At 46.8% G+C, this 21532-nt stretch carries 21 protein-coding genes; 13 read left to right on the top strand and 8 right to left on the bottom strand.

Annotation, left to right across the window (positions count from 1 at the left end; genetic code table 11):
- Positions 1-216 precede the first annotated feature (216 nt).
- The 3 genes from ACYQ2M_RS14630 to ACYQ2M_RS14620 all read left to right on the top strand — a co-directional run bounded on the left by ACYQ2M_RS14630 (position 217) and on the right by ACYQ2M_RS14620 (position 2339).
- Positions 217-1170 (top strand): 4Fe-4S binding protein, encoded by a 954-nt coding sequence (locus ACYQ2M_RS14630; RefSeq protein WP_459917103.1) that lies wholly within the window; start codon positions 217-219, stop codon positions 1168-1170.
- A complete protein-coding gene (cbiR, locus tag ACYQ2M_RS14625; protein WP_459917102.1) occupies positions 1157-1969 on the top strand; it encodes a cobamide remodeling phosphodiesterase CbiR in 813 nt (270 codons plus the stop codon). Before ACYQ2M_RS14630 ends, cbiR begins: the two co-directional genes overlap by 14 nt.
- A 64-nt stretch (positions 1970-2033) precedes the next feature.
- A complete protein-coding gene (locus tag ACYQ2M_RS14620; protein ID WP_459917101.1) occupies positions 2034-2339 on the top strand; it encodes a hypothetical protein in 306 nt (101 codons plus the stop codon).
- A gap of 181 nt (positions 2340-2520) precedes the next feature.
- Here the strand turns inward: ACYQ2M_RS14620 and ACYQ2M_RS14615 are convergent, their stop codons facing one another.
- Positions 2521-3012, bottom strand: a complete 492-nt coding sequence (locus tag ACYQ2M_RS14615; protein ID WP_459917100.1) for a hypothetical protein — start codon at positions 3010-3012, stop codon at positions 2521-2523.
- Positions 3013-3749: 737 nt separating this feature from the next.
- Here ACYQ2M_RS14615 and ACYQ2M_RS14610 point away from each other — a divergent pair.
- The 5 genes from ACYQ2M_RS14610 to ablB all read left to right on the top strand — a co-directional run bounded on the left by ACYQ2M_RS14610 (position 3750) and on the right by ablB (position 8321).
- Positions 3750-4526, top strand: a complete 777-nt coding sequence (locus ACYQ2M_RS14610; RefSeq protein ID WP_459917099.1) for an ABC transporter ATP-binding protein — start codon at positions 3750-3752, stop codon at positions 4524-4526.
- Positions 4527-4756: 230 nt separating this feature from the next.
- On the top strand, positions 4757-5536 hold the full coding sequence (locus tag ACYQ2M_RS14605; RefSeq protein ID WP_459917098.1) for an ABC transporter substrate-binding protein: 780 nt from the start codon (positions 4757-4759) through the stop codon (positions 5534-5536).
- Between the two features lie 15 nt (positions 5537-5551).
- Positions 5552-6244 carry an ABC transporter permease gene (locus tag ACYQ2M_RS14600; protein WP_459917097.1) on the top strand — a complete coding sequence of 231 codons (693 nt, stop codon included), beginning with the start codon at positions 5552-5554 and terminating at the stop codon, positions 6242-6244.
- Entirely contained in the window at positions 6244-6945 is a 702-nt protein-coding gene (locus ACYQ2M_RS14595) for an ABC transporter permease (protein ID WP_459917096.1), read from the top strand. Before ACYQ2M_RS14600 ends, ACYQ2M_RS14595 begins: the two co-directional genes overlap by 1 nt.
- Before the next feature lie 509 nt (positions 6946-7454).
- Complete coding sequence (gene ablB, locus ACYQ2M_RS14590; protein WP_459917095.1) at positions 7455-8321, top strand: putative beta-lysine N-acetyltransferase; 867 nt, start codon at positions 7455-7457, stop codon at positions 8319-8321.
- A gap of 160 nt (positions 8322-8481) precedes the next feature.
- Here the strand turns inward: ablB and ACYQ2M_RS14585 are convergent, their stop codons facing one another.
- From ACYQ2M_RS14585 to ACYQ2M_RS14560, 6 genes are all read right to left on the bottom strand, one after another.
- Positions 8482-9828, bottom strand: a complete 1347-nt coding sequence (locus ACYQ2M_RS14585; protein WP_459917094.1) for a protein kinase domain-containing protein — start codon at positions 9826-9828, stop codon at positions 8482-8484.
- 62 nt (positions 9829-9890) lie between these two features.
- Positions 9891-10622, bottom strand: a complete 732-nt coding sequence (locus tag ACYQ2M_RS14580) for a metallophosphoesterase family protein (RefSeq protein WP_459917093.1) — start codon at positions 10620-10622, stop codon at positions 9891-9893.
- A gap of 257 nt (positions 10623-10879) precedes the next feature.
- Positions 10880-11299, bottom strand: a complete 420-nt coding sequence (locus ACYQ2M_RS14575; protein WP_459917092.1) for a Crp/Fnr family transcriptional regulator — start codon at positions 11297-11299, stop codon at positions 10880-10882.
- A 521-nt stretch (positions 11300-11820) separates the two neighbouring features.
- Positions 11821-12303, bottom strand: coding sequence for a Cys-tRNA(Pro) deacylase (gene ybaK, locus ACYQ2M_RS14570; protein WP_459917091.1), 483 nt, complete (start codon positions 12301-12303; stop codon positions 11821-11823).
- A gap of 16 nt (positions 12304-12319) precedes the next feature.
- Positions 12320-13006 carry a DUF1638 domain-containing protein gene (locus ACYQ2M_RS14565; RefSeq protein ID WP_459917090.1) on the bottom strand — a complete coding sequence of 229 codons (687 nt, stop codon included), beginning with the start codon at positions 13004-13006 and terminating at the stop codon, positions 12320-12322.
- Positions 13006-14706, bottom strand: a complete 1701-nt coding sequence (locus ACYQ2M_RS14560) for an ASKHA domain-containing protein (RefSeq protein ID WP_459917089.1) — start codon at positions 14704-14706, stop codon at positions 13006-13008. The genes ACYQ2M_RS14565 and ACYQ2M_RS14560 overlap by 1 nt, the downstream gene beginning before the upstream one ends.
- Before the next feature lie 639 nt (positions 14707-15345).
- On the opposite strand from ACYQ2M_RS14560, the gene ACYQ2M_RS14555 reads away from it, so the two are divergent.
- From ACYQ2M_RS14555 to ACYQ2M_RS14535, 5 genes are all read left to right on the top strand, one after another.
- Complete coding sequence (locus tag ACYQ2M_RS14555; RefSeq protein ID WP_459917088.1) at positions 15346-16032, top strand: cytidylate kinase-like family protein; 687 nt, start codon at positions 15346-15348, stop codon at positions 16030-16032.
- Positions 16033-16433: 401 nt separating this feature from the next.
- Positions 16434-16772 (top strand): P-II family nitrogen regulator, encoded by a 339-nt coding sequence (locus ACYQ2M_RS14550; protein WP_459917087.1) that lies wholly within the window; start codon positions 16434-16436, stop codon positions 16770-16772.
- A 55-nt stretch (positions 16773-16827) separates the two neighbouring features.
- Complete coding sequence (locus ACYQ2M_RS14545) at positions 16828-18141, top strand: ammonium transporter (RefSeq protein WP_459917086.1); 1314 nt, start codon at positions 16828-16830, stop codon at positions 18139-18141.
- A gap of 180 nt (positions 18142-18321) precedes the next feature.
- Positions 18322-19563, top strand: coding sequence for an MFS transporter (locus ACYQ2M_RS14540; RefSeq protein WP_459917085.1), 1242 nt, complete (start codon positions 18322-18324; stop codon positions 19561-19563).
- 98 nt (positions 19564-19661) lie between these two features.
- Complete coding sequence (locus ACYQ2M_RS14535) at positions 19662-20630, top strand: metal ABC transporter solute-binding protein, Zn/Mn family (protein WP_459917084.1); 969 nt, start codon at positions 19662-19664, stop codon at positions 20628-20630.
- 318 nt (positions 20631-20948) lie between these two features.
- Here ACYQ2M_RS14535 and ACYQ2M_RS14530 read toward each other — a convergent pair whose 3' ends face one another.
- Complete coding sequence (locus ACYQ2M_RS14530; protein ID WP_459917083.1) at positions 20949-21437, bottom strand: HyaD/HybD family hydrogenase maturation endopeptidase; 489 nt, start codon at positions 21435-21437, stop codon at positions 20949-20951.
- Positions 21438-21532: the final 95 nt, after the last annotated feature.

Raw genomic sequence — 21532 nt, 5'->3', positions numbered from 1 at the left:
GCAGCCTCCAAGGCAACCTCAGCAGAGCCGCCCTCCCCGATGGCAATAGGAACCGGACAATTGAGCTGTCTACAGTTCCGGTCCGGGGACCATTGCCCGTCGGGGGGACGGCGGTATAATACCATTTGCTATATTTGTTGTGTCCGTTGGGGCATGCCCGTTATTTGAAATAATGAGGGTGGGAACTGGCATAAGGGGGGCTTGATGGGAGATGAGTTGAAAAAATTAAGTGGGATTGTCAACGCCCCCGGGGGTGTATTGCCGTGGCTGGATCGTTTTTATGAATCCGATGAAATTAAAATGGCCCTGGCCATGGAACAGGAAAATAAATCCATGGCATTTCTTGCCGGTTTTTTCCCCACAGGCCCGGAAGCCGTTGAGCGCTCTTATGTGCGGGGAGTTCTGCAAAGAGACGCCCACGGTCATTATAAAATGGCTGATTTCCACACCCGGTACGACATTTGGGCCATCTTTGAAGGGTTTAAGGACATTCCCGGGGAGGTTCGGCAGCAACTCAATACCTGGGAATTTCAGCATTATTGTGAAAATCATGACGTCTCACTGGAAAAGGTCCGCAGGTATCGAGACCCCGATGCTGTTGATGCCATCACCCCCCGTTATCTGCTTTTAGATGAAGCCCTGGGGGTTTTAGATGAGGTGGACAGGGTCTATCTGTGGCCCTGCAATTGCCGATCCATGATGAATGGCTGCAACAAGCCCCTTTACACCTGTCTGCGCTTTGACAATAACCGGAACATCGGGTTTGAAATCAGCCGGGAAAAAGCCCGGGAAATCGTGCGGGATGCCAATAAAAAGGGGCTGATGCAGTGCGGTGAATTTGGCAGGGACAAAAACGGAAAACTCACCGGGGCCATCTGCAACTGCTGTTCGGACTGCTGCTTTCCCCATCAGCTTTCCCGGGAAAAAAAGGCGGAAAAAATCTGGCCTTTCAGTCGTTATGTGGCCAGATATCAGCCGGAAAACTGCACGCTTTGCGGGATGTGCAGCAGGCGCTGTCCCTTTGGTGCATTTGTTTTTGAGAAGAAAACCAGAGAAAAATCGGCAAGTTTGTCGCTTTTAACGGATCTTTGCCGGGGGTGTGGTATCTGCGCCACAGCTTGTCCTTCGGGGGCAATTGATATGGAAAATTTGAATTATGATGAGATTTGATAAAAAATGGCCATTTAAGCTGGGCACCACATCTTTCATAGACCCTGGCCCCATTGTTGACAATGTGAAAAAATTGGGGCCTGTGTTTGATGAGATTGAGCTGCTTGTGTTTGAAAGTCTGCCCTTTATGACAAAAAATGGCCCTGTGCCGGTGCTGCCCCAGCCCGATGAAATACAGGTGCTGGAGCGGCTTTCCCGGGAGCTTGGAGTGACTTACAATATTCATCTTCCCGTGGATATCTCCCTGGCATCGCCCTCTAAAAAGGAGCGTGTCCTGGGGGTGGACACCATCAAACGGGTGGTGGATCTGTGCTCTCCCCTGGGCCCTTCCACCCATACCCTGCATCTGGAATTTACCCCGAAGGATGCTGCCAAGGGGAAAGTGGGGCTGGAACTATGGCAGGATCGTGCCCTGGAGAGTCTTGAAACGCTTTGTCCATTTTTGAATCATCTATCTGATATTTCCATTGAAACCCTGGAATATCCCCCGGAACATTTATTTAAAATTCTTGATAATATTGATGTGGATCTGTGCATTGATGCCGGTCATTTGATTAAATATAATTATGATATCAAGATATTGTTTGATCGGTATGGCCACCGGGTGCCCTTAATTCATCTTCATGGCGTGGATTTTTCCCATGAAAGCCCAAAGGATCACCAGGGGCTTGATAAAACCCCCATGGATCGATTCCTGCCAACCTTGGAGATATTAAAACAGTTTTACGGTGTGGTTTCCCTTGAGGTGTTCAACCGGGATAATTTGCAAAATTCCGTCAATTATTTAAATCAGCTTTGATTCTATTGGGGATTCAGAGATTTGACGGGGTTTTGTTTTCTTGAATTTTGGAGGAGAAGGAGATATGGAAATTTCCGACTGGCTGGATGAAAAGGAAGAAGAGGGCGTAGATGTGTCTCAAATCGAATTGCCTACCAATATGGCTTTTGATGAAGAACCTGATGAAATTGTTTTTTTCAAAGCGTTTCAGCCTTGTGGGTTTTTATGTACAGAGAATCATCCCTTTTCTAAAGTCGAACGTTTTGGGAATTGGTATTATTGTAAAGGCCAAGACAAGAAAGCAGGCATTCATTCATCAAAAATGAAGTGGAGACTGTTTACAAAGAATAAAGATACTGCTCTCCAGGTTGCCAGATCGCATATAGACTAAAGCCTGAATTTTATGATTGTGATAGCGCCTGATGATTATCATTTAAGGTTAACTACCCCCCCTGAAGCACAGAGATTCGGAAGGGGCTTATAAAAGCCCAGGTGGCAATCATCCACTTTATATTGCCCCCCCCTATTTTTTCCAGGGATCGGTATTGGCCAACTGATTTTTTTCCGGTTTATCAATTAAGGGCCACAAAAATTTTTTCAAGACACCATCCTGCAGGATGGGGGATGTTGCATGGCAGTGTTAAATATTGCTTTTTTTCAACACTTTGTTTCACATAGAGAAAAAAGTTATCCTTGTTGATGGGACGAATGTACGGGCTTTTGGCAAGATGTGGTTGGCTGGAGGAAGCAATCTTAAAAAAACAGCCCTTTCTGGTGTATTCTAGGTAAGTCTTGTCATTGAGTTTGATATATTTATGCTTTGTGGATGTATCGTAGTAAGCCTTTCCAGTTGCCCTGGTCGAGTTGCTTCTATACTCAAAATCGGTGGTGTTTTTTTGGCGTATGTTTTGAATGATCCTATTTGCTCTGCTAATGTCATATCCTGCATTGGCCCCTGCAATTTCTTTGATAAGCATTTCTCTGTTTTTTTTAATAAATATTGCATTTTTTTTGTTGTCTGGACAAGCATTTTTTTTTGTATTAACCTTTGGTAATTCTGCCATTGTAAAATAAAATGTTTCCAGACACATGACAGCGTTGGATGCCGCTGCCAGGCCCACATCTTCACTTGTCCATGCACTGGTCGGCACAAAAAAGGTTAGGTACAGTGCAGTTAAAAGTTTAAAAAAATTCATGATTCCCTCCTTTTCGTTTAATTATATATCAAACTCAGCAGCGGTATTGCGATTTGACATTTCCTTTGCAAGCATCTTTTGGAAAATCCAGTTCTGGGTCTGCTGCCTGCAATGCTGAGATATTGTCTCTGTGATTGCCCTTTTTGCAGAATCACAGAGTCAGTGGTAAAAAATGCTTATCAATGGGTATTGATTTTATATAAAAATACGCCCGATAAGCTGAAATTATAGTTTTTTTGTTGGGGCTGGTATTCGCAATCATGTGGACGCCGTGCGGATTAGAACATTTTTGAAAGAATTGAGACTAAGTTCATTTGATATAGCAAAATAATAAACGTGAGAAGTAGATGGGAAAGGAAGAAGATGATTCTGAATCATATTAATAATCTGAATTTAATTCATGATAATAGATCATCTCTTTTCTGTCAATAAGGAGTTTTAAAAATTGCTGTATGATGCATCAATATGCTGAAAAAAAGCAAAGGATTGTCTTTTTTTGTCATCCAGATTAACTGATATTTTTCTTGACACGGCGGAGGTATAGCGCATATGGTTGATTTCATTGGTGAACCTTAAATCGTCACGGAAAACCGAAAGGAGCGTCATTGAAAAGCCATAAAAAGGATGCCGTCAGGATTGAGGATCTGTATAAAAATTTTGGAGACCTCAAGGTACTGAAGGGAATATCACTGACGGCCAGAGAAGGGGATGTGATCTCACTTATCGGCTCCAGCGGTTCCGGGAAGAGCACCTTTTTAAGATGCATAAATCTTCTTGAAAAACCCACATCTGGAAAAATTTACGTGGGAGAAGAGCTTATCCGTTTGAAACAGAACCGCCACGGTGACATTGTTCCCGAGGACAAAAAACAGATTGACAGAATCAGGACAAAGCTTGGGATGGTGTTCCAGCATTTTAATCTGTGGGCTCATATGACGGTGCTTGAAAATATCATGGAGGCTCCGGTTCATGTCCTTCATCGCCCCAAAAAAGAATCAAAAGCCCGTGCCATGTCACTGCTTGAGAAAGTCGGTATCGCCGACCGGTGCAACTATTTTCCCTCCCAGCTTTCAGGCGGACAGCAGCAGCGGGCAGCCATCGCAAGGGCCCTTGCCATGGACCCGGATGTACTGCTGTTTGATGAACCGACCTCAGCCCTTGATCCCGAGCTTGTGGGAGAGGTCTTAAAGGTAATGCAGGATCTGGCAAAAGAAGGGCGAACAATGATCGTGGCCACCCATGAAATGGCCTTTGCCCAGGAAGTGTCTTCGGAAGTGATTTTTCTTGATCAGGGGCTTATTGAGGCCAAAGGGTCTCCTGATGATATATTTAAAAGTCCTGAGTCTCAACGATTACAGCAGTTTATATCTAACTTTATTTGATTTTCCCCCAGCCGTTTTATATCGTATTGCGGACAGTGATGAACGTCAATGGTCTGCAGCATGTTCATATAGCGACGGTTCGGCGATTATAAAGATCGTATCTCTGAAATTGTCATAACATGTGCGTGACCACAGCCTTGCCCCCCTTTGGTTCTTCCAATGTGAGGTGCGGCAGATGTGATGATCATGCCCGATAACATCAACCCCACAGAAAAAAAAGGAATGTCAAAATGAAAAAAGGAATTCTGGTTACCCTTATTATCGGTTTCTTTCTGTCTGCAGCCACAGCCTTTGGTGGAGACATTAAACAGGTGCGTATTGGCACGGAAGGGGCCTACCCTCCATTTAATCTCATTGATAAAAACGGTGAACTTCAGGGGTTTGATATTGATATTGCAAAGGCGCTTTGCCAGGCTGCCGGGGTGGAATGCCAATTTGTCGTGCAGGACTGGGACGGCATGATTCCCGGGCTTCTTGCAAAAAAATATGATGCCATCATCGCGTCAATGGCCATTACAGAGGAACGTGCGCAAAAAGTCGCCTTTACAGATAAATATTACATGACCCCTGCAAAATTTGTGGCAAAAAAAGGGGCTGGCATTGAGATTACACCGGAAGGTTTGAAGGGAAAAATTGTTGGTGTGCAGCGGGCAACGACCCATGAGAATTTTGTTCGGGATAAATTCGGTAAATCGGTGACCATAAAATCCTATGCCACCCAGGATGAGGCAAACATGGATCTGGTATCCGGCCGGGTTGACCTGGTTATTGCGGACTCTGTCGTTCTTCTTGAAGGTTTTGTCAATACCGATCAGGGAAAAGACTGTGAATTCACAGGCCCCGGATTTACAGATGAGCAATGGTATGGAAAAGGCATCGGCATTGCCATAAGAAAAGGCGATAAAGACCTTGTGGCGCTCTTTAATGACGCCATTAAAAAAATAAGAGCAAGCGGTGAATATAAAAAAATAAATGATAAATACTTCGATTTTGATGTTTACGGAAATTAATGGGGAAAGCGATTATTGTTTGATCTTCAAGGATATGGGTTCCTTCTCGTAAAAGGAGGACAACTGACATTGACCGTTGGTGTCTGCGCCATGGTGATTACCATACTGGTGGGACTGGGCGCATCTTTGTGCAAGTTGTCTAAAATAAAGACGCTCCAGCGCATGGCCGGGTTTTATACCACGGTGATTCGGGGTATTCCAGAGCTTGTGCTCATTTTGCTGGTTTATTATGGTGCGCCCACTCTGATGCAGGATGCCCTGACATTTTTCGGCATTGATACTTATATTGGCATCAATCCCTTTATTGCGGGGACCTTGACCATCGGGTTCATTTATGGTGCTTTTGCCACGGAGGTGTTTCGCGGGGCCTTCATGTCTGTGCCAAAGGGGCAGATTGAAGCGGCCCGGGCCTGCGGTATGGGAAGCGTTTTAGCATTCAGACGTATTCTTCTTCCCCAGATGTGGCGATTTGCCATTCCCGGCCTTGGCAACGTATGGATGGTTTTGATCAAGGCCACGGCATTGATATCGGTGATTCAGCTTCCGGAACTGATGCGCAATGCAGATATTGCCGTCAGAAGCACCAGAAAACCCTTTACCTGTTATTTTGCCGCCTCCTTGATTTACCTTTCCATAACCATTGTCTCTCTTTTCTTTCAGCAGTGGGCGGAAAAGAGAGCCAGTCGGGGAATAAAGGGGGGCGTATAATGGATATTGCCATCATTGTTGAAAGTATCCCTCGCCTTTTAAGCGGCGTTAAGGTGACCGTTGAAATTACCGGCTTGAGTGTTGTGCTCGGATTTTTGCTTGCCGTTCCATTGTCCATCATGCGCGTGTCAAAAAATCCGTTCATCCGTCTGCCTGTTTACGGGTTTAATTTCTATTTCAGGGGCACCCCCCTGCTGGTACAGCTTTTTTTGATCTATTACGGCAGCGGTCAGTTTCAGGAATTCTTTTCGAATGTGGGACTATGGCGTTTTTTCAAGGATGCTTATTTTTGTGCAGCCCTGTCCCTTACCCTGAATACCGCAGCTTACAGCAGTGAGATATTCAGGGGCGGTATTGAAGGGGTTTCACATGGACAGATTGAAGCCGCAAGGGCATGTGGCATGTCGGGTTTTCTGCTTTATCGGAGAATCATCATGCCCGCAGCTTTTAGAATTGCCTGGCCAGCCTATACCAATGAGGTGGTGTTTTTGCTGCAGGCATCTTCTCTGGTGTCCATTATCACCCTTATGGATATTACAGGGGTTGCCCGGGTGATTGCCGCAAGATCCTTTGCATTCTATGAGCTTTTTATCACCGCAGCCCTCATCTATCTTGTGCTGGTTTATGGGCTGATTTATGTCTTTAAAAAAGTGGAAAACAGAATCCTGGGATATCTCAGTCCTGATACCCTCTCATCCTGAGATGCTGAAGCCTTGAATATAAACCCACATGTCCTGGCGGACACTACGAATATTGATAATGGCATTATGCCGCCGCCCCCCGACGGGCAATGGTCCCGTACCGGAACTGTAGACAGCTCAATTGTCCGGTTCCTATTGCCCGTCGGAGGGCGGCTCTGCTGAGGTAAACTTGAAGGCTACCTTTGCATATAAACCCACATGTTCTGGCGGACACTACGAATATTGATAATGGCATTATGCCGCCCCTCCCCCGACGGGCAATGGTCCCGTACCGGAACTGTAGACAGCTCGATTGTCCGGTTCCTATTGCCCATCGGGGGAGGGGCTCTGCTGAGGTAGGCTTGAAGGCTACCTTTTCATATAACATTCATGGCTGCTATTACCAGCCACAACGAATATTGAAAAAGTAGTTGCGGTTAAACCCTGCACCCAGCACCCAGTACCCAGTACCCAAAACCCATCACCTTCTTTTTTATATAAAAAACAAACGAAAGTAGCTGAATATACGCATGATTGATAAAATTGATACCCTGATGCATTCTCTTATCCAGCATGGAAAACTCAATGACAGAATTTATCTGTTAAAACTTGCCCATGAAGATTGCCCTGAAATTATTTCCCAACTGAACGATCTTGCCCGGAAAAATGGCTATTCAAAAGTGATTGCCAAGGTGCCAGCCAGGTTTCGGCAATGCTTTGTGGATGGGGGTTATATTGAAGAAGCCTATATCCCGGGATTTTTTAATGAAAAAATGAATGGGAAAAAAAATGGCGGAACAGATGCCTTATTCATGGGAAGATTCAGGGATGTAAAGCGAGGTCGCCATGTTGAAAAAGAGTCTGTTAATGCCGTGTTAACGCTTGCCCGTAAAAAAAGAGGGAATGGGCAAATACCTGATCTGCCCTCTGGATATACCTTCAGGATGCCGGGGAAAAAGGATGTTTTTCACATGGCAGCCCTGTACAGGAAGGTGTTTCCAAGCTATCCGTTTCCCGTTGATGATCCGGGCTATCTGGCACAGACCATGGATGAAAACAGCCTTTACTTCAGCATCTGGAAGGGGGATAAGCTGGTTTCTCTTTCTTCTGCTGAAATGGACAGAAAAGCAAAAAATGCGGAAATGACCGATTTTGGGACATTGCCGGGGCATAGAGGTCGGGGCCTTGCCCTTTTTCTGCTTGAAAAAATGGAAAAAGAAATACCAAAGTTGGGCATAAAAACAGCTTATACCATTGCAAGGGCCTTATCTTTTGGCATGAATATCACCTTTGCCAGGGCCGGATACACCTATTCCGGGACATTGATCAACAATACCAATATCTCAGGTCAGATAGAAAGCATGAATATTTGGTTCAAGGGCCTGAGGCATCCTTAGAATGACCGGGGCATATAAAAGAGACGCGACCGTCGATCCGGGGCCGGATCGGGTGCCCGTTGGGGGTGATATTATGCCATTTTCATACTTCGTTGTGACCAAGCCCCAGAAATTTCTTTCAACCTGCTGCTATGATGAGCGTTTTAACTGTCGTTTGGGGTTATATTCGATCCCGTACCGCCTTGACATGATAAAAACTTGAAAAATCATTTTTCCCCGCAAAGCCCATTTCCAGATTTACATACCAGCCGGAAATAAAGGTGCAGCGGTCGCTGCTCCATAAATAGGTCTGCCGGGTGTCAAATATGGGTTCAAGGCAATGGCCGCTGCCCTGGGGCAGGGGAGACAGTATGGTGATGAGCTCCTCAATGGTGGGCAGACGCCAAGGCGATGCACTTTTTTCCCGGTGGTTCAGTTCTGCAATGTAGTCATGGGCATCCTTCCAGTTCATGGGGTAGGGCGATCCCGATGTCTGCCATACCAGGCCGGTGACATGATCCAGCACCTGATCGGGTTTAATTTTTTCAAAACTGTTTTTCAAAAAGGTTTTCGGTGCCATGAGGGATGTCAGGTTGAAACGTTCCGGCGCATCGCCTTCAAAGGTTTTAATAGGGGTTTTCCGGGGAGGATCACAGGATATCTCCAGTGGCGGTTCATCCAGAAAATCCGCTGGCAAGGTGCACATGAGCGCTTTTTTTTCAAGCCATTGGTGTTTTAATTTTTCCAATTCAATGGTCATTTCATGGGTTGTCTGGAATCGGCTGGATGGTTCGGGGTGCATGGCTTTTTGAAAAAACATATCCCAATGCTCATCCAGATCACCGTTGTACGAGCTGGCCAATACCTGGTTGTTTTGGGGCAATATGCCGGTGACCATGCGAAACAGCATCACCCCCATGGAGTAAAGATCACTGGTTTCCGTGGCCTGGTCTGGATTTTTTTCTTGCTCCGGTGCCGCATAATAGGGTGAGCCCACCTTGACGCTGCCATGGACCTTCACCGCTTCTCCCCGAAGTTTGGATAACCCGAAATCCCCGATTTTAACATCGTCAAGTTCCGTCAGCATGATATTGAAGGGCTTTATATCCCGGTGGATAATTCCTGACCAGTGCAGGCAGCCAAGACCATCCAGGATCTGCCGGGCATAATCAAAGGTTTTTTCAAGGCTTAAAACCCGCGTGGGCAGTTCTGTCTCCATGGATTCCCCCATCAACTGCCCCAGGTTGTTGCAGTAAAAATCCATGGTGTAGAACAGTTTCCCGTCTGAACGATCAAAATCAAAGAGTTCCAGTATGTTGGGGTGGCGGATTTTTGCCATGGTAATGGCTTCCTGGGTGAAAATGGCTTCCACGGCTTCCCGGCCCATCACCGATATTAAAAGAGGGTTGGGGTCAAGATATTTCAGGGCACCGATTTTTCCGGTGACCGGGTACTGGATTTTAAAGACTTTCCCCATGCCGCCCTGGCCGAGCAGGCCTGTTACATTGTATTTTCCTATTTTTTTCATGCTCTTCTTGTGTTTTGTTTATGGATTGCAATGTGTGATCGTTAAGTTTTTTTAAATCCGGATTATGGTGATAATTTACTGGCAAAGGATTCGGGAAGACCTGCATCAATGATTTTTTGCATGGTCACTTTATAGGGGTATGGCACATAAATGACTTCAATGCTGTGGGATCTGGTGTGATATATGAGTATTTTGGCATCTTTATTGGCATCCCGGGGTTGTCCCACACTGCCCGCGTTGATAAGATATCGATAGTTTCTGTGCAGTGATTCTCCTTCCCGGGTCAGGGGTCGACGGTGGAGTTCCCCCTGGTTTGTGCATTCAATGATTTCAAGTTCATGGGTATGGCCACAGAAACAGATGGACTGGCCCATGTCTGAAATTTTTCTGGCAAGGAGCCTATCAGACAGTTGAAAGGGATATAAAAAAGGAGACCGGGGGGGCACCCCATGGACAAATCGAAGGTTCTCTTTTACCATGGCGGTTTCATGGGTGTGTATGGATTTTACATGCTTTAAAGATAGATCTGCAGTGGTTTTGACAACGGATTTGCGGGCCACCGGGTTGAACCAGTTAAGAAACCGTGGATGTTTGATGACCATTTCGTGGTTGCCAAGGATGGATTCTACTTTTTCCCGGGTAAGCAGGGCCATGACTTCGTTGGGGTTCGGGCCATATCCGATGTTATCTCCCAGGGAGATGATGCGATCCGCGGCACAGGAGTGAAGGCGTTCAAACACCGCTTGTAATGCTTCCAGGTTTCCATGAATATCAGAGATGATGGCAATGTTCACTTTTTTTCCAGATTAAATGTGGGGTTAAGTTCATTTGGCCCATCAATTGGGACGGCTGGCCCATGTTATGATCAAGCCCAAATAATGCTATACCGGGTGTGGATCAAAATCAAACAAAAAAATAAGACCCATCACAAAGTCGGCCCCACTGGATCACCCATTGTCCAGGGGGGCCGATGTCATGGTCAGTCTGGATTTTATCGGCAAATCAGATGGATTGGATTAACTTATAAAAAAACTTGTGTGTATGCAACACATCATGCAAGACTTGGATAAAGTGTTACCAACCGATCACCCAGCATCTGTGCCAGGCGTTTGTAAAGAAGGCTTTCGCTTGAAGGAGATTTTGCCAGATTCTCCAGAAAACTGTTTTTTTCAATTTTAATGGCTTTAACTGGTTCCACGCAAAGGGCCGTTGCCGAATAGGTCTCCCTGCCCACCAGGGAGGACCATCCAATAACCATACCCGCATCCTTTGCCATGAAAACCACAGGCCCCTCGCTACCGATGCTCAGCTTTACCCGTCCTTTGATAAGTACATAGAAAAAATTTGCTGTCTCGTCCTGGTTGAACATGACAGTCCCGTCTTCAAAATCTACTTTTTCTGCCTGGTTCATGACGTCTTTTACAAATTCACCGTCCATTCCCCAGAAAAGATCTCCTTGAGTAAGATACATATTTCCCCCTTTATCCATCGTGATTTGCCGAAATCTGCGATATTTTTTGTATCTTTGCTTTAAAGTTAAATGGTGGGTTAGATGCTTTTTCTATAAGCTACATGGCTGTAACCGCCACAACGAAAAATAAAATTCCTATGATTTCAAATTCGTGGGCGGGATTAAATGTAAATCCACATATCCTGGAGGACATAAATAAGCAGGGAGATGGCATGATGTAGCACCCAACGGTTACCAGATCCGGCCCTGTGGACCTTTTGCCCTGTCTTTCTTTCTGGTCGATGCCTGGAGAGAGTTTGCTGAAGGGAAAAAAACAGGTTGAAATGAGTCGATGAGTCGACTTTGGTGGTTGCTTTTTCCGATGATGAACATCAGAGTTATTCATATCAGATGCAGGCGTGATGAAACCTATGAAATTATAGTTTCTATTATATAGAATTGGTTGTTCCTGTCAAGGGAAGAGAACAAAATCGGGCTTGGTCCAGCAAGGAACCAAGCCTGATTTATCTTTGATCTGAAGATTACAAGTGCCGATGATCATCGGTGATGGTCTCAAATTTCCCCCGGGTCAGCCGGAGTAAATCTTCGGGGGAAAGTTCAATATCAAGCCCCCTGCGTCCGGCACTGACATAAATGGTGGGAAAGTCTTTAGCTGAGTCATCAATGATGGTGGGTAAGCGTTTTTTCTGCCCCAGAGGGCTGACCCCTCCCAGCACATAACCGGTGGAACGCTCCACCTCCGCCGGGGTTGCCATGGCTGCTTTTTTGGCGTTACAGGCCTTTGCCATGCGCTTCATGTTCAGCATGGCAGCAACCGGAATGACTCCCACGACAAGGGCACCGGTGTCCAGGGACACCACAAGTGTTTTAAACACCTGTTCTTCGGGGACTTTAAGTTTTAGAGCTGCTTCAATACCATAGGACTCGCCTGCGGGATCATGGGTGTATTTATGTATGGTATGGTCAATTTTGGCTTTTTTGGCGGCATTGATACCAGGGGTCATAAGATGTTTTCTCCTTTCACATGAACATTTCCTGGGTAATGGACTTGCCGGGAGGGATATGAAGAAAAAATTCCGGGTCATGGGGGCCGTAAAGCAGTTTTCTGAAAAAAGACAGATCGCTTGTCACCTCCGTCAGGGTCATGCCAAAGAATGCGGCATTTTTATTTGCCTGATCCCATATGGGGGCCATGTCCGTTCCCGGGGAGGTGATCAGGGCAAAATGACTGTAGTGCTTCAGCTCTTCTTTCATGCCCCATTCCGACATTTTCTGTCCCATTTTGGGGATGTATTCCTGTTCCATGATGGCCAGGGGATCTTTTCTGTTTAGAATGGTCCCGGGGGTTAGATAATAGTGGGCTGTGCCCAGACCAATCCTGGATTTCCCTTTGCCCACAAACCCCAGAAAAAGATCCAGGCAGTCATGGACCCTTGGCACAATCAATGTGGCCCGAGAGGAACTGACCCCCACCACTCCGTTGGAACAAAGGCCATAGCCTAAAACAATTTTGTCATACCGGTTTGAAATTCCATGAATTTTTTCCTGGAGAATCTCTGGAATTCTGGCAGGGGTCCGGTGAAGATCCGTATCCAGAAAGTGTATGTCCGGTCCGTTGTCATCTGATATAAGGGAGGTGAACTCATGGAAAAGAGATCCACAGGCAATGACGGCATGGGGTAAGGAGCTGGTTTCAGGCTGAGTCATCAATTCTTGATCCCATGGTATTGTTTTGCCGGTGGAAATCCCATACTTGTGACAAAACTGTTCATGAAATCCGGGGAATCGGCCAGCTGGACATGTTTCATCTTGTCCAGCGTCGTTTCCAGAAAAAGTCGCTGGGAGGCATGAGTTAAAAGGATGGTACTGCCGTCAATGGATGCATTGCCGCAAAATATCACTTTGTCTGCGGCATTGGGGGGAATAAGGCCGATTCGTTCCATGTTTGAAGGTTTTAGGTAATTGCCGAATCCTCCTGCAATATAGATGCTGTCAAGATCGTCGCAGGTGATCCCTCCGGTTTGCAGGATAATATCAATACCTGTGCGCACCGCGCCCTTGGCCAGCTGGATCTTGCGGATGTCTTTCTGGGTTAAATGGATGCCCTCTCCGTATACAAAGGCCGGTTGATCATTCAGGGCCACCACGGAAGTGTTTTTTTCATCCTTGTCTGAAAATCTTCCCGAGGGGTCCAGGATATCGGTGGCCAGAAGGGCGGCAATAAAATCCACAATCCCGCTGCCGCATACCCCTTTTACCTTGCCACCGCCAATGGTCTGGAATTTTAACTCACCGTTGATAATCTCGACTTTTTCCACAGCCCCGTCTGTGGCCCGCATGCCCGTGGAAAGCCCCATGCCTTCAAAGGCAGGTCCTGCAGCGGTGGAGGTGGTAAGCCGCTGGCCTTTTACGTTGAGGCACATCTCTCCGTTGGTGCCCATGTCAATGTAGAGAATGGATTTACTGTCATCAAAAAAATCAGGACATAAAATCAGGCCGGCGGTGATGTCTGTGCCCACAAAGGCATGCATCACCGGTGGCAGATATACCCGGGCGGCCTTGTTCACCTTAAGGCCGAACTGGCCTGCCGGGTAGGTGGTGCCCCCCTTGATGTCAAAGGTAAATGGTACCCGCCCCAGGGGGGTGGGATCTATTTTTGCGGCCAGTTGGAGCATTGTGGTGTTGGCGCCGATGGTGACATCTACTATTTCATCGGGATGGGTTTTTGTGGTTTTACAGGCCTGGGCAAGGAGTGAGTTTAATTTGTTCTGCACCAGAGACCCCATTTCATCAAGGCCATCCGGGGTCTCAGCGTACTGGATACGGGTGAGCACATCATGGCCGTGGACCACCTGGGGATTAAGGCTGGAACCCGATGCAAGGATTTCGCCTGTTGTAAGCGATACAAGGCAGATCACCATGGTGGTGGTGCCGATGTCAATGGCAAGCCCCTTGGGTGTGTAATGGGAAAGCCAGGTGTCGAGATGTATTTTATCTGATGCTCTGTCATGGACCAGAAAAAATTTCTCCTGCTCTTTAATTAATCGAACGGCGGGCAGGGCATCCTTTTGTTTGATCAGGTTATTTTGAAGCAGGATACGTCCCTGGTTGCGTTCGGCTTTATCATAGACAAAATTGTCTTCCAGCCGGATGGTGATGTTTTTTTTCGCAATGGCCTGGCAGGCCAGTCGCAGACCCTTTTTATCATCCGTGTCTGAAATGTCTTCATGGGGGGTGGATGGCACATGTTCCGGGGGATCCACCCACACCTTGCATTCTCCGCAAACCCCCTGGCCACCGCAGGGGGTTTCAATGGCGATTCCCGCCCGTTCCAGACCATCATGGAGGGTTTCTCCATGGTTCATTTCCACTGTAACCCCAATGGGTTCCACACATATGGTTATCATTAAATCATCACCTTTAAGCCGTGAAACCTAAATATTCATATTCAGGAAATACGCCTTGATTGCGGCAAAAAAAACTGACCGGTTCGTTAAAATATTTAGCCTGATAACATTTTTAAAATACGATAAAATTAATGATTTGATGGAATCTGTCAATGTTTTTCAGGGTCTGGACAGTTTTTTTTTTCAAGGGTAGCCCTGGTTATTGGCCAGGGACGACTTTTCCATGTAGTTGCAGAGATTTTGATCAAGCTTGCATAAGCATTCCCGATTGCAATTGCTCGTTTCTACAGTTGACACGCTCTCTTATGATCCACTATAATGCAATTAAGGTGTACGAATCACATCATAGATTTGTTTTTGAATGGACATGAACTTATTTATGAATTGTTGCTCTCCCGCATTCAACACGATTATATACGGAATTCTTTCCCAGCTTTCTCCACGAAAAATGTTGACCCCACCCCACTACTTTTGGTCTCAGATGAAGTATGCCGTTATTTGATGTGATTTTATAGGCTTATTTATAAAAGCGCTGAGACTTTCTCACACCTCCGGCCAAGTTTTCGATTCTGATGCTCCAATGATTGTCCCGGGTGGTCGGTGTTGTGTGATCAACCCTGCAAGGTGAAAGGAGGCACTATGGAATCAAAAAGACGGAAAGTCAATCAGATCATAGAAGATCGGGTTAAGAAATGGGAATATGAAAAAACTCAGTGTCAAACCAAACCCATTCCCATCAGACCGGTGGTGAGCATTTCCAGGGAAGCGGGAAGCGGCGGGCGAATCATTGCAGAGCGCCTTGCCCAGAAGCTTGGATTTGATCTTTTCCACCAGGAGGTGGTCCATGAGATGGCAAAAAATGCTGATATCAGTGTCCGTTTCATTGAAACTCTGGATGAAAGGGGGCTAAACACCCTGGATAACTGGATCGCGTCACTGGTGGATGAACGGTATCTCTGGCCGGATCAGTACCTGCATCACCTGATGAAAGTCATTGGAACCATTGGAAAACATGGCAACAGTATCATTGTGGGGCGGGGAGCCAATTTTATTCTACCCCCAGAAGTGAGGATCAGTGTCAGAATCATCGCTCCTTATGAGTTTCGCTGTGCCCATGTGGCAAAGGAGTTTGACGTGACACCGGATGAAGCCGCCCGGCGAATCACCAAGACAGAATCCACCAGAAAGTCATTTGTCTGGAAATATTTCAATGCATCCATTGCCGATCCTGAAAACTACGGGCTGGTTATTAATAGCGGAGTGGTCTCCATGGATGATTGTGTTGAGATAATTGAAAAGGCAGTCCAGGGGCGATTGAAACAATGAAAAAGAGACTGCTTTGATCACGAAGGCCTGCCAAAGATGACGGGTTGCTAAACTACTGAACAAGCCCCCATAATTTTAATAAGTCCTGTTTCGGATGGAAACAGGACTTTTTTTATTTTTATGATATTTCAATATTGTAATATTTTTAATTTTTATTTCAATATTGTTTTATGTTGGCAGGGGCATGGAATATGAATGATATAGAATATGTTAGTTATATAATATTTTAATTAATTAATATAAATTATATTAGATGGTTGTGTTTTTAACGAGGATGGTTTGTTATATGCTGGCATGTAAATTGCTTACGGTTGAAGAGCATGGGAACGAATTAATCCCATCACTGAACACGCATCGGTATATTGATATTGTATAGTTTACTTTGAAAGGAGATAAATTCCATGAAAAAAATTGAAGTGATCATTAAACCCTTTAAACTCGATGAGGTAAAAGAGGCATTGAATTTACTTGGAATAACCGGCATGACATTGTCCGAGGTAAAGGGGTTTGGTCGCCAGAAAGGGCACACAGAGATCTATCGCGGGGCAGAGTACCAGGTGGATTTTGTACCCAAGATTAAATTGTCCATCGTGGTGGAAGCAGATATGTCGGATAAAGTGGTGGAAACCATTTTAAAAACAGCGGGCACCGGAAAGATAGGGGACGGTAAGATTTTTGTCCTGCCCGTGGAAGAGGCCATCCGCATTCGTACCGGAGAGAAGGGCGGATCGGCCATTTAAATTTTTTGCAGTGCTTTTTTAAATCAAACAATCCAGGTTGGAATGGAGAAAAATAATGAAATCCCTTATTCTTGCAGCAGGTATTACCGTTTTTATGACAATGAATGGATGGGCCGCAGATGATGCCCCAACGGCGTTGACAAACAAGGCAGCCATTGATCTGGTTCAAACCCATGCCAATTATCTTTGGACCCTGGTGGCGGCCACTTTGGTGTTTTTCATGCAGGCAGGGTTTGCCATGGTGGAAGCAGGGTTCACCAGGGCCAAGAATGCCATCAATATAATGATGAAAAATCTCATGGACTTTTCTGTGGGTAGTCTGGCCTTTTGGGGCATCGGATTCGGATTGATGTTCGGGACCAACTCCAGTGGTTTTTTAGGAACCACCGGCTTCTTTTTAAGCGATTTTTCCCTGGATGGCGATCCCTGGGTACTGGCGTTCTGGATGTTCCAGGTGGTATTTGCGGCCACGGCTGCCACCATCGTGTCCGGTGCGATGGCCGAGCGTACGAAATTTTCCGCCTATCTGGTGTATAGTTTTTTTGTCAGTGCTTTGATTTATCCCATTTTCGGAAGCTGGGCCTGGGGAAGTCTGTTCCATGGTAATGGCTGGCTTGAAAAACTGGGGTTCATTGATTTTGCAGGTTCCACAGTGGTGCATTCCGTGGGTGGCTGGGTGGCACTGGCCGGTGCCATGGTGCTGGGGCCGCGTCTTGGCAAATATACAAAAGACGGGGGCATTCGTCCCATCCTGGGTCATAATATCCCCCTGGCATCCCTTGGCGTTTTTATCCTGTGGGTGGGATGGTTCGGGTTTAATCCCGGTTCTACCACCACAGCAGATACCAGCATTGCCATGATATTTGTTAACACCAATATGGCAGCGGCCACCGGCGCTGTTGTGGCCATGATCGTTTCCTGGATAAAACTTGGAAAACCAGAGGTAGGCATGAGTCTCAATGGTGCCCTGGCAGGCCTTGTGGGCATCACCGCCGGATGCGCCAATGTTACCCCCGGCAGTGCCATTATCATTGGTGCCGTGGCCGGTGTTCTGGTTGTCTTTTCGGTTCTGTTCTTTGATAAAATGAAGATTGATGATCCCGTGGGTGCGGTATCTGTCCATGGCGTATGCGGTGCCTGGGGTACTCTTGCCGCCGGTCTTTTCAACATTGGCGGATGCACCGTGGGAATTGTGACCACCCAGCTCATCGGTATGGGTGTCTGTTTTGCCTGGGCCTTTGGTGTGGGTTTCATCATGTTTAAAGTCATTGCCGCCACCATGGGACTCAGGGTTTCTGCCGAAGAGGAACTGGAAGGGCTGGATTTTGTGGAACACGGTGGTAACGCCTATCCAGATTTTAAACTTTAATTCCATAAACTGAGGTGAAGCCGGGGAAAAATAAACTCCGATAGCCATAGTTATTGTTTCAATTAAAAGAGATTTTTCCGGGGCGGTGTCCTGGAAAAATTTCTTTGTTTTTTTGGTATTGACATAATATTTCACCTTGTTTAAAAAGGAGAATTTGTCCTTTTTAAAATGGAAAAAATCATGTCCATAATTGCCGCAGCCAGTCCTTTTTTTCTTTTATTTTTATCGACCCTGATGCTTTCCATGGCAGGGGCTCTGCAAAATACCCTGTTGAGTGTCCGCATGAGTTATGCCGGGTGGGATGAGCAGATCATTGCCATCACCATGTCGGGGTATTATGTGGGGATGATCCTTGGCTTTTTCATCTGCCAGGAAATCGTAAAAAGGGTGGGCCACATAAGGGCATTCACCACATTTGCCGCCACTACTGCCTTTATTGCCATCGCCCATGGCCTGTATGATCTGCCCCTTTTCTGGTTTGTGCTGCGGGTGTGCAGTGGCATCTGCATTGCCTCTTTATACATGGTGGTGGAAAGCTGGGTAAATGAACTGGTGGCCTCCGAGGTCAGGGGACGTGTGCTTTCCCTTTATATGGTTGTTGTCTACTTTGGCAATGGGCTGGGACAGATGATGCTTAATGTGGCTCCCATTGAAGAAAATATTCTGTTCATGGTGCTGGGAATGCTCTTTTCTCTTTGCATTGTTCCCATTTCTCTGACCCGGGCCATTTATCCCCAACCTTTATCCGTGGTGCATTACAATCTATTGAAGCTTGTGAAGCTTGCACCCTTTGCCATGTTTGGCAGTTTTGTTTCAGGTATGATTAATGGATCGTTTTATGTCATGGGGCCCCTTTATGCCCTTGGAATTGGCCTTGACATTGCCCGGGTTACGGTTTTTATGACGGTTACCATCTGGGCCGGCCTTGTATTTCAATGGCCCGTGGGCATTGTTTCTGATCGGTTTGACCGCCTGGCAGTCCTGTCTGTACTGGGATTTTTTACAGCGGTGATATCCTCTGCCATTGCCCTTACCGGTCATCTGGACTATAGTATGCTCTTGGGATTAACGGCGCTGTTTGGGGTTGTTTTTTCCATTTATCCCGTGGCAGTGGCCAGGGCCCAGGATAATATTGACACGGAAAACATTGTTCCCATCAGTGCGGCCCTGATTCTTTGCTACAGTGTGGGCTCCGGCATTGGTCCGGTTATTTCTTCTGCAGTCATGAAGGCCACTGCGCCTTCGGGACTGTATATTTTTTGTGTCCTTTGCTCTGCCATCCTCGGGCTTACGGCCCTTTACTTCAGGAGGCATCTGAGTGTGGATACCAATGATCTGTCCGCCTATGTGCCCATGCCTCGGAAATCACCGGTTATAAGTTCCCTGCACCCTGAACACTGGGAGAATGATGACCAGGAATAATTTGCTTTTGTGATCAGGCCCGATTTTTTTTATGCTGGAGTTCGGGCTCTTTTACATATTTAGCCTGTTTCATTCCTGGAAAAAAGGAGGTTTTTTTGATGAGAGTAATAAGTCCGGAAATTGCTGCCGGTTTATTCCGGCGGGCCATGTCTGCATCAATGGCGATGTGGGTTATTGTATTTGTTTTTCTGATGATACTCCCCTTTACCGTTTGGGGAGACGTGGGTGATAAAATTGAAGTGTTTGTCAGCATTGCGCCACAGGCGGACTTTGTACAGCGCATCGGCGGGGACCGCCTTGAAGTTTCTGTGCTGGTGCCACCGGGCAAGAGTCCTGCCACCTACGCACCATCATCGGAGCAGATGCTAAAGCTGTCCAGGGCTTCAATTTTGTTCATCGTTGGGGTACCCTTTGAATCTGCCCTGATACCCAAAATAAAGGCCATGGCTCCGGGGCTTGATATTGTGGATACCCGTAGGGGGCTTTCTTTGCGCACCTTTGCCGACAGCGAGGAACTTAACCATGAAGACACAGATGATAACGAATCAGCACAAGAGCACTCCCATGGCAAAGAAAACATTGATCCTCATATCTGGATGAGTCCAAAGCTGGTGAAACAGCAGGCAGGGACCATGTGCGAAGCCCTTTGTTCTCTAGCACCGGCTGACGCGTCTTTGTTCAGAAAGAATCTGGAGGCATTTGAGCGGGATCTTGATCTTCTGGATCAGAAGATCAGGCAAGTGCTTCTTCCCCTCCGTGGACAAACCCTTTTTGTATTTCATCCGGTATTTGGTTATTTTGCCGATGCCTATGGATTAAAACAGCTTGCGGTGGAGCGGGGGGGGAAAACCCCAAAAGGAAAGGATTTGGTGTCTTTTATACAAATGGCCCGGGAGAATCAGGTGCGGGTGATCTTTGTGCAGCCCCAGTTTGACCAGCGGGTGGCAGCCAAGATTGCATCTGCCATTGGGGGGGCCGTGGTTCCCCTGGACCCCCTGGCCCGGGATTACATGGAAAATCTTTCCCGCATGGCCCAGACTATTCAGATTTCCCTTGGGGCCCATTGATTTATTGTAAAGATTCGGCCACCACCCCAGATTCACCTATTTGGGCCTGTTCACATGGCATTGGTTATGCTACGCAGTCCCAAATACGCGAATCTGGGGCACTGGCCAAACATTTATTGTTTCTGTTTTATATGAAAAGGTAGCCTTCAAGTTTACCTCAGCAGAGCCGCCCCCCGACGGGCAATAGGAAGCGGCCAATTGAGCCGTCTACGGTTCCGGGCCGGGCCCATTGCCCGTCGGGGGGCGGCGGTATATTGCCATTTTCATGTTTCGTTGTGTTCGCCAGGACATACGGGTTATCTGGAACCGATGGGGGCCTCAGTTGTTTTTATGGGGTCGGGGTACCCCCAGGGCCTGAAGTTCCTCAAGTACCCATTCAACCATGGCAGTTAGACGACCTTCAATCACCGGGGTCAGCTCGGGATGCAGGGTGGTTATGTCCTGGGGTTCAACACCCAGAATTACGGTTTCGGGGATATTGCCCATGAGCCTGCAAAGGCTTAATGCTTCCAGAAGATCCACCTGGTGCATGGAGTTTTTACCCAGAATTCTGTTGGGAATCTCTTCCCCCTCAAGGCGGTGGAAATCACCGGGTGTGCTTTTGTTAAGAATCGTGTCCACCACAATGAGCTTTTGTGCATGGGAGATGACCCCCAACAGATTGACCCCCAGCACCCCGCCATCCACAATGGTGACATGATCCGGGAAAACATAATCTTTTTCAAGCCGTTCCACGACTTTGATGCCAAAACCATCGTCGGCGTATAGAATATTACCCACCCCCAGCACCATGATTTGCGATTCCATTAAATCCCCTTCCTGCATTGCAGCACAAAGCCCGGTCCATGTCATGGGCCGGGCTTTGAGTTTTTTGGTTAACGTATAATCACTTGATGATTCAT

Source organism: Desulfocicer niacini, assembly GCF_054657595.1.
This window is presented reverse-complemented; position numbering and strand designations above follow the sequence as displayed.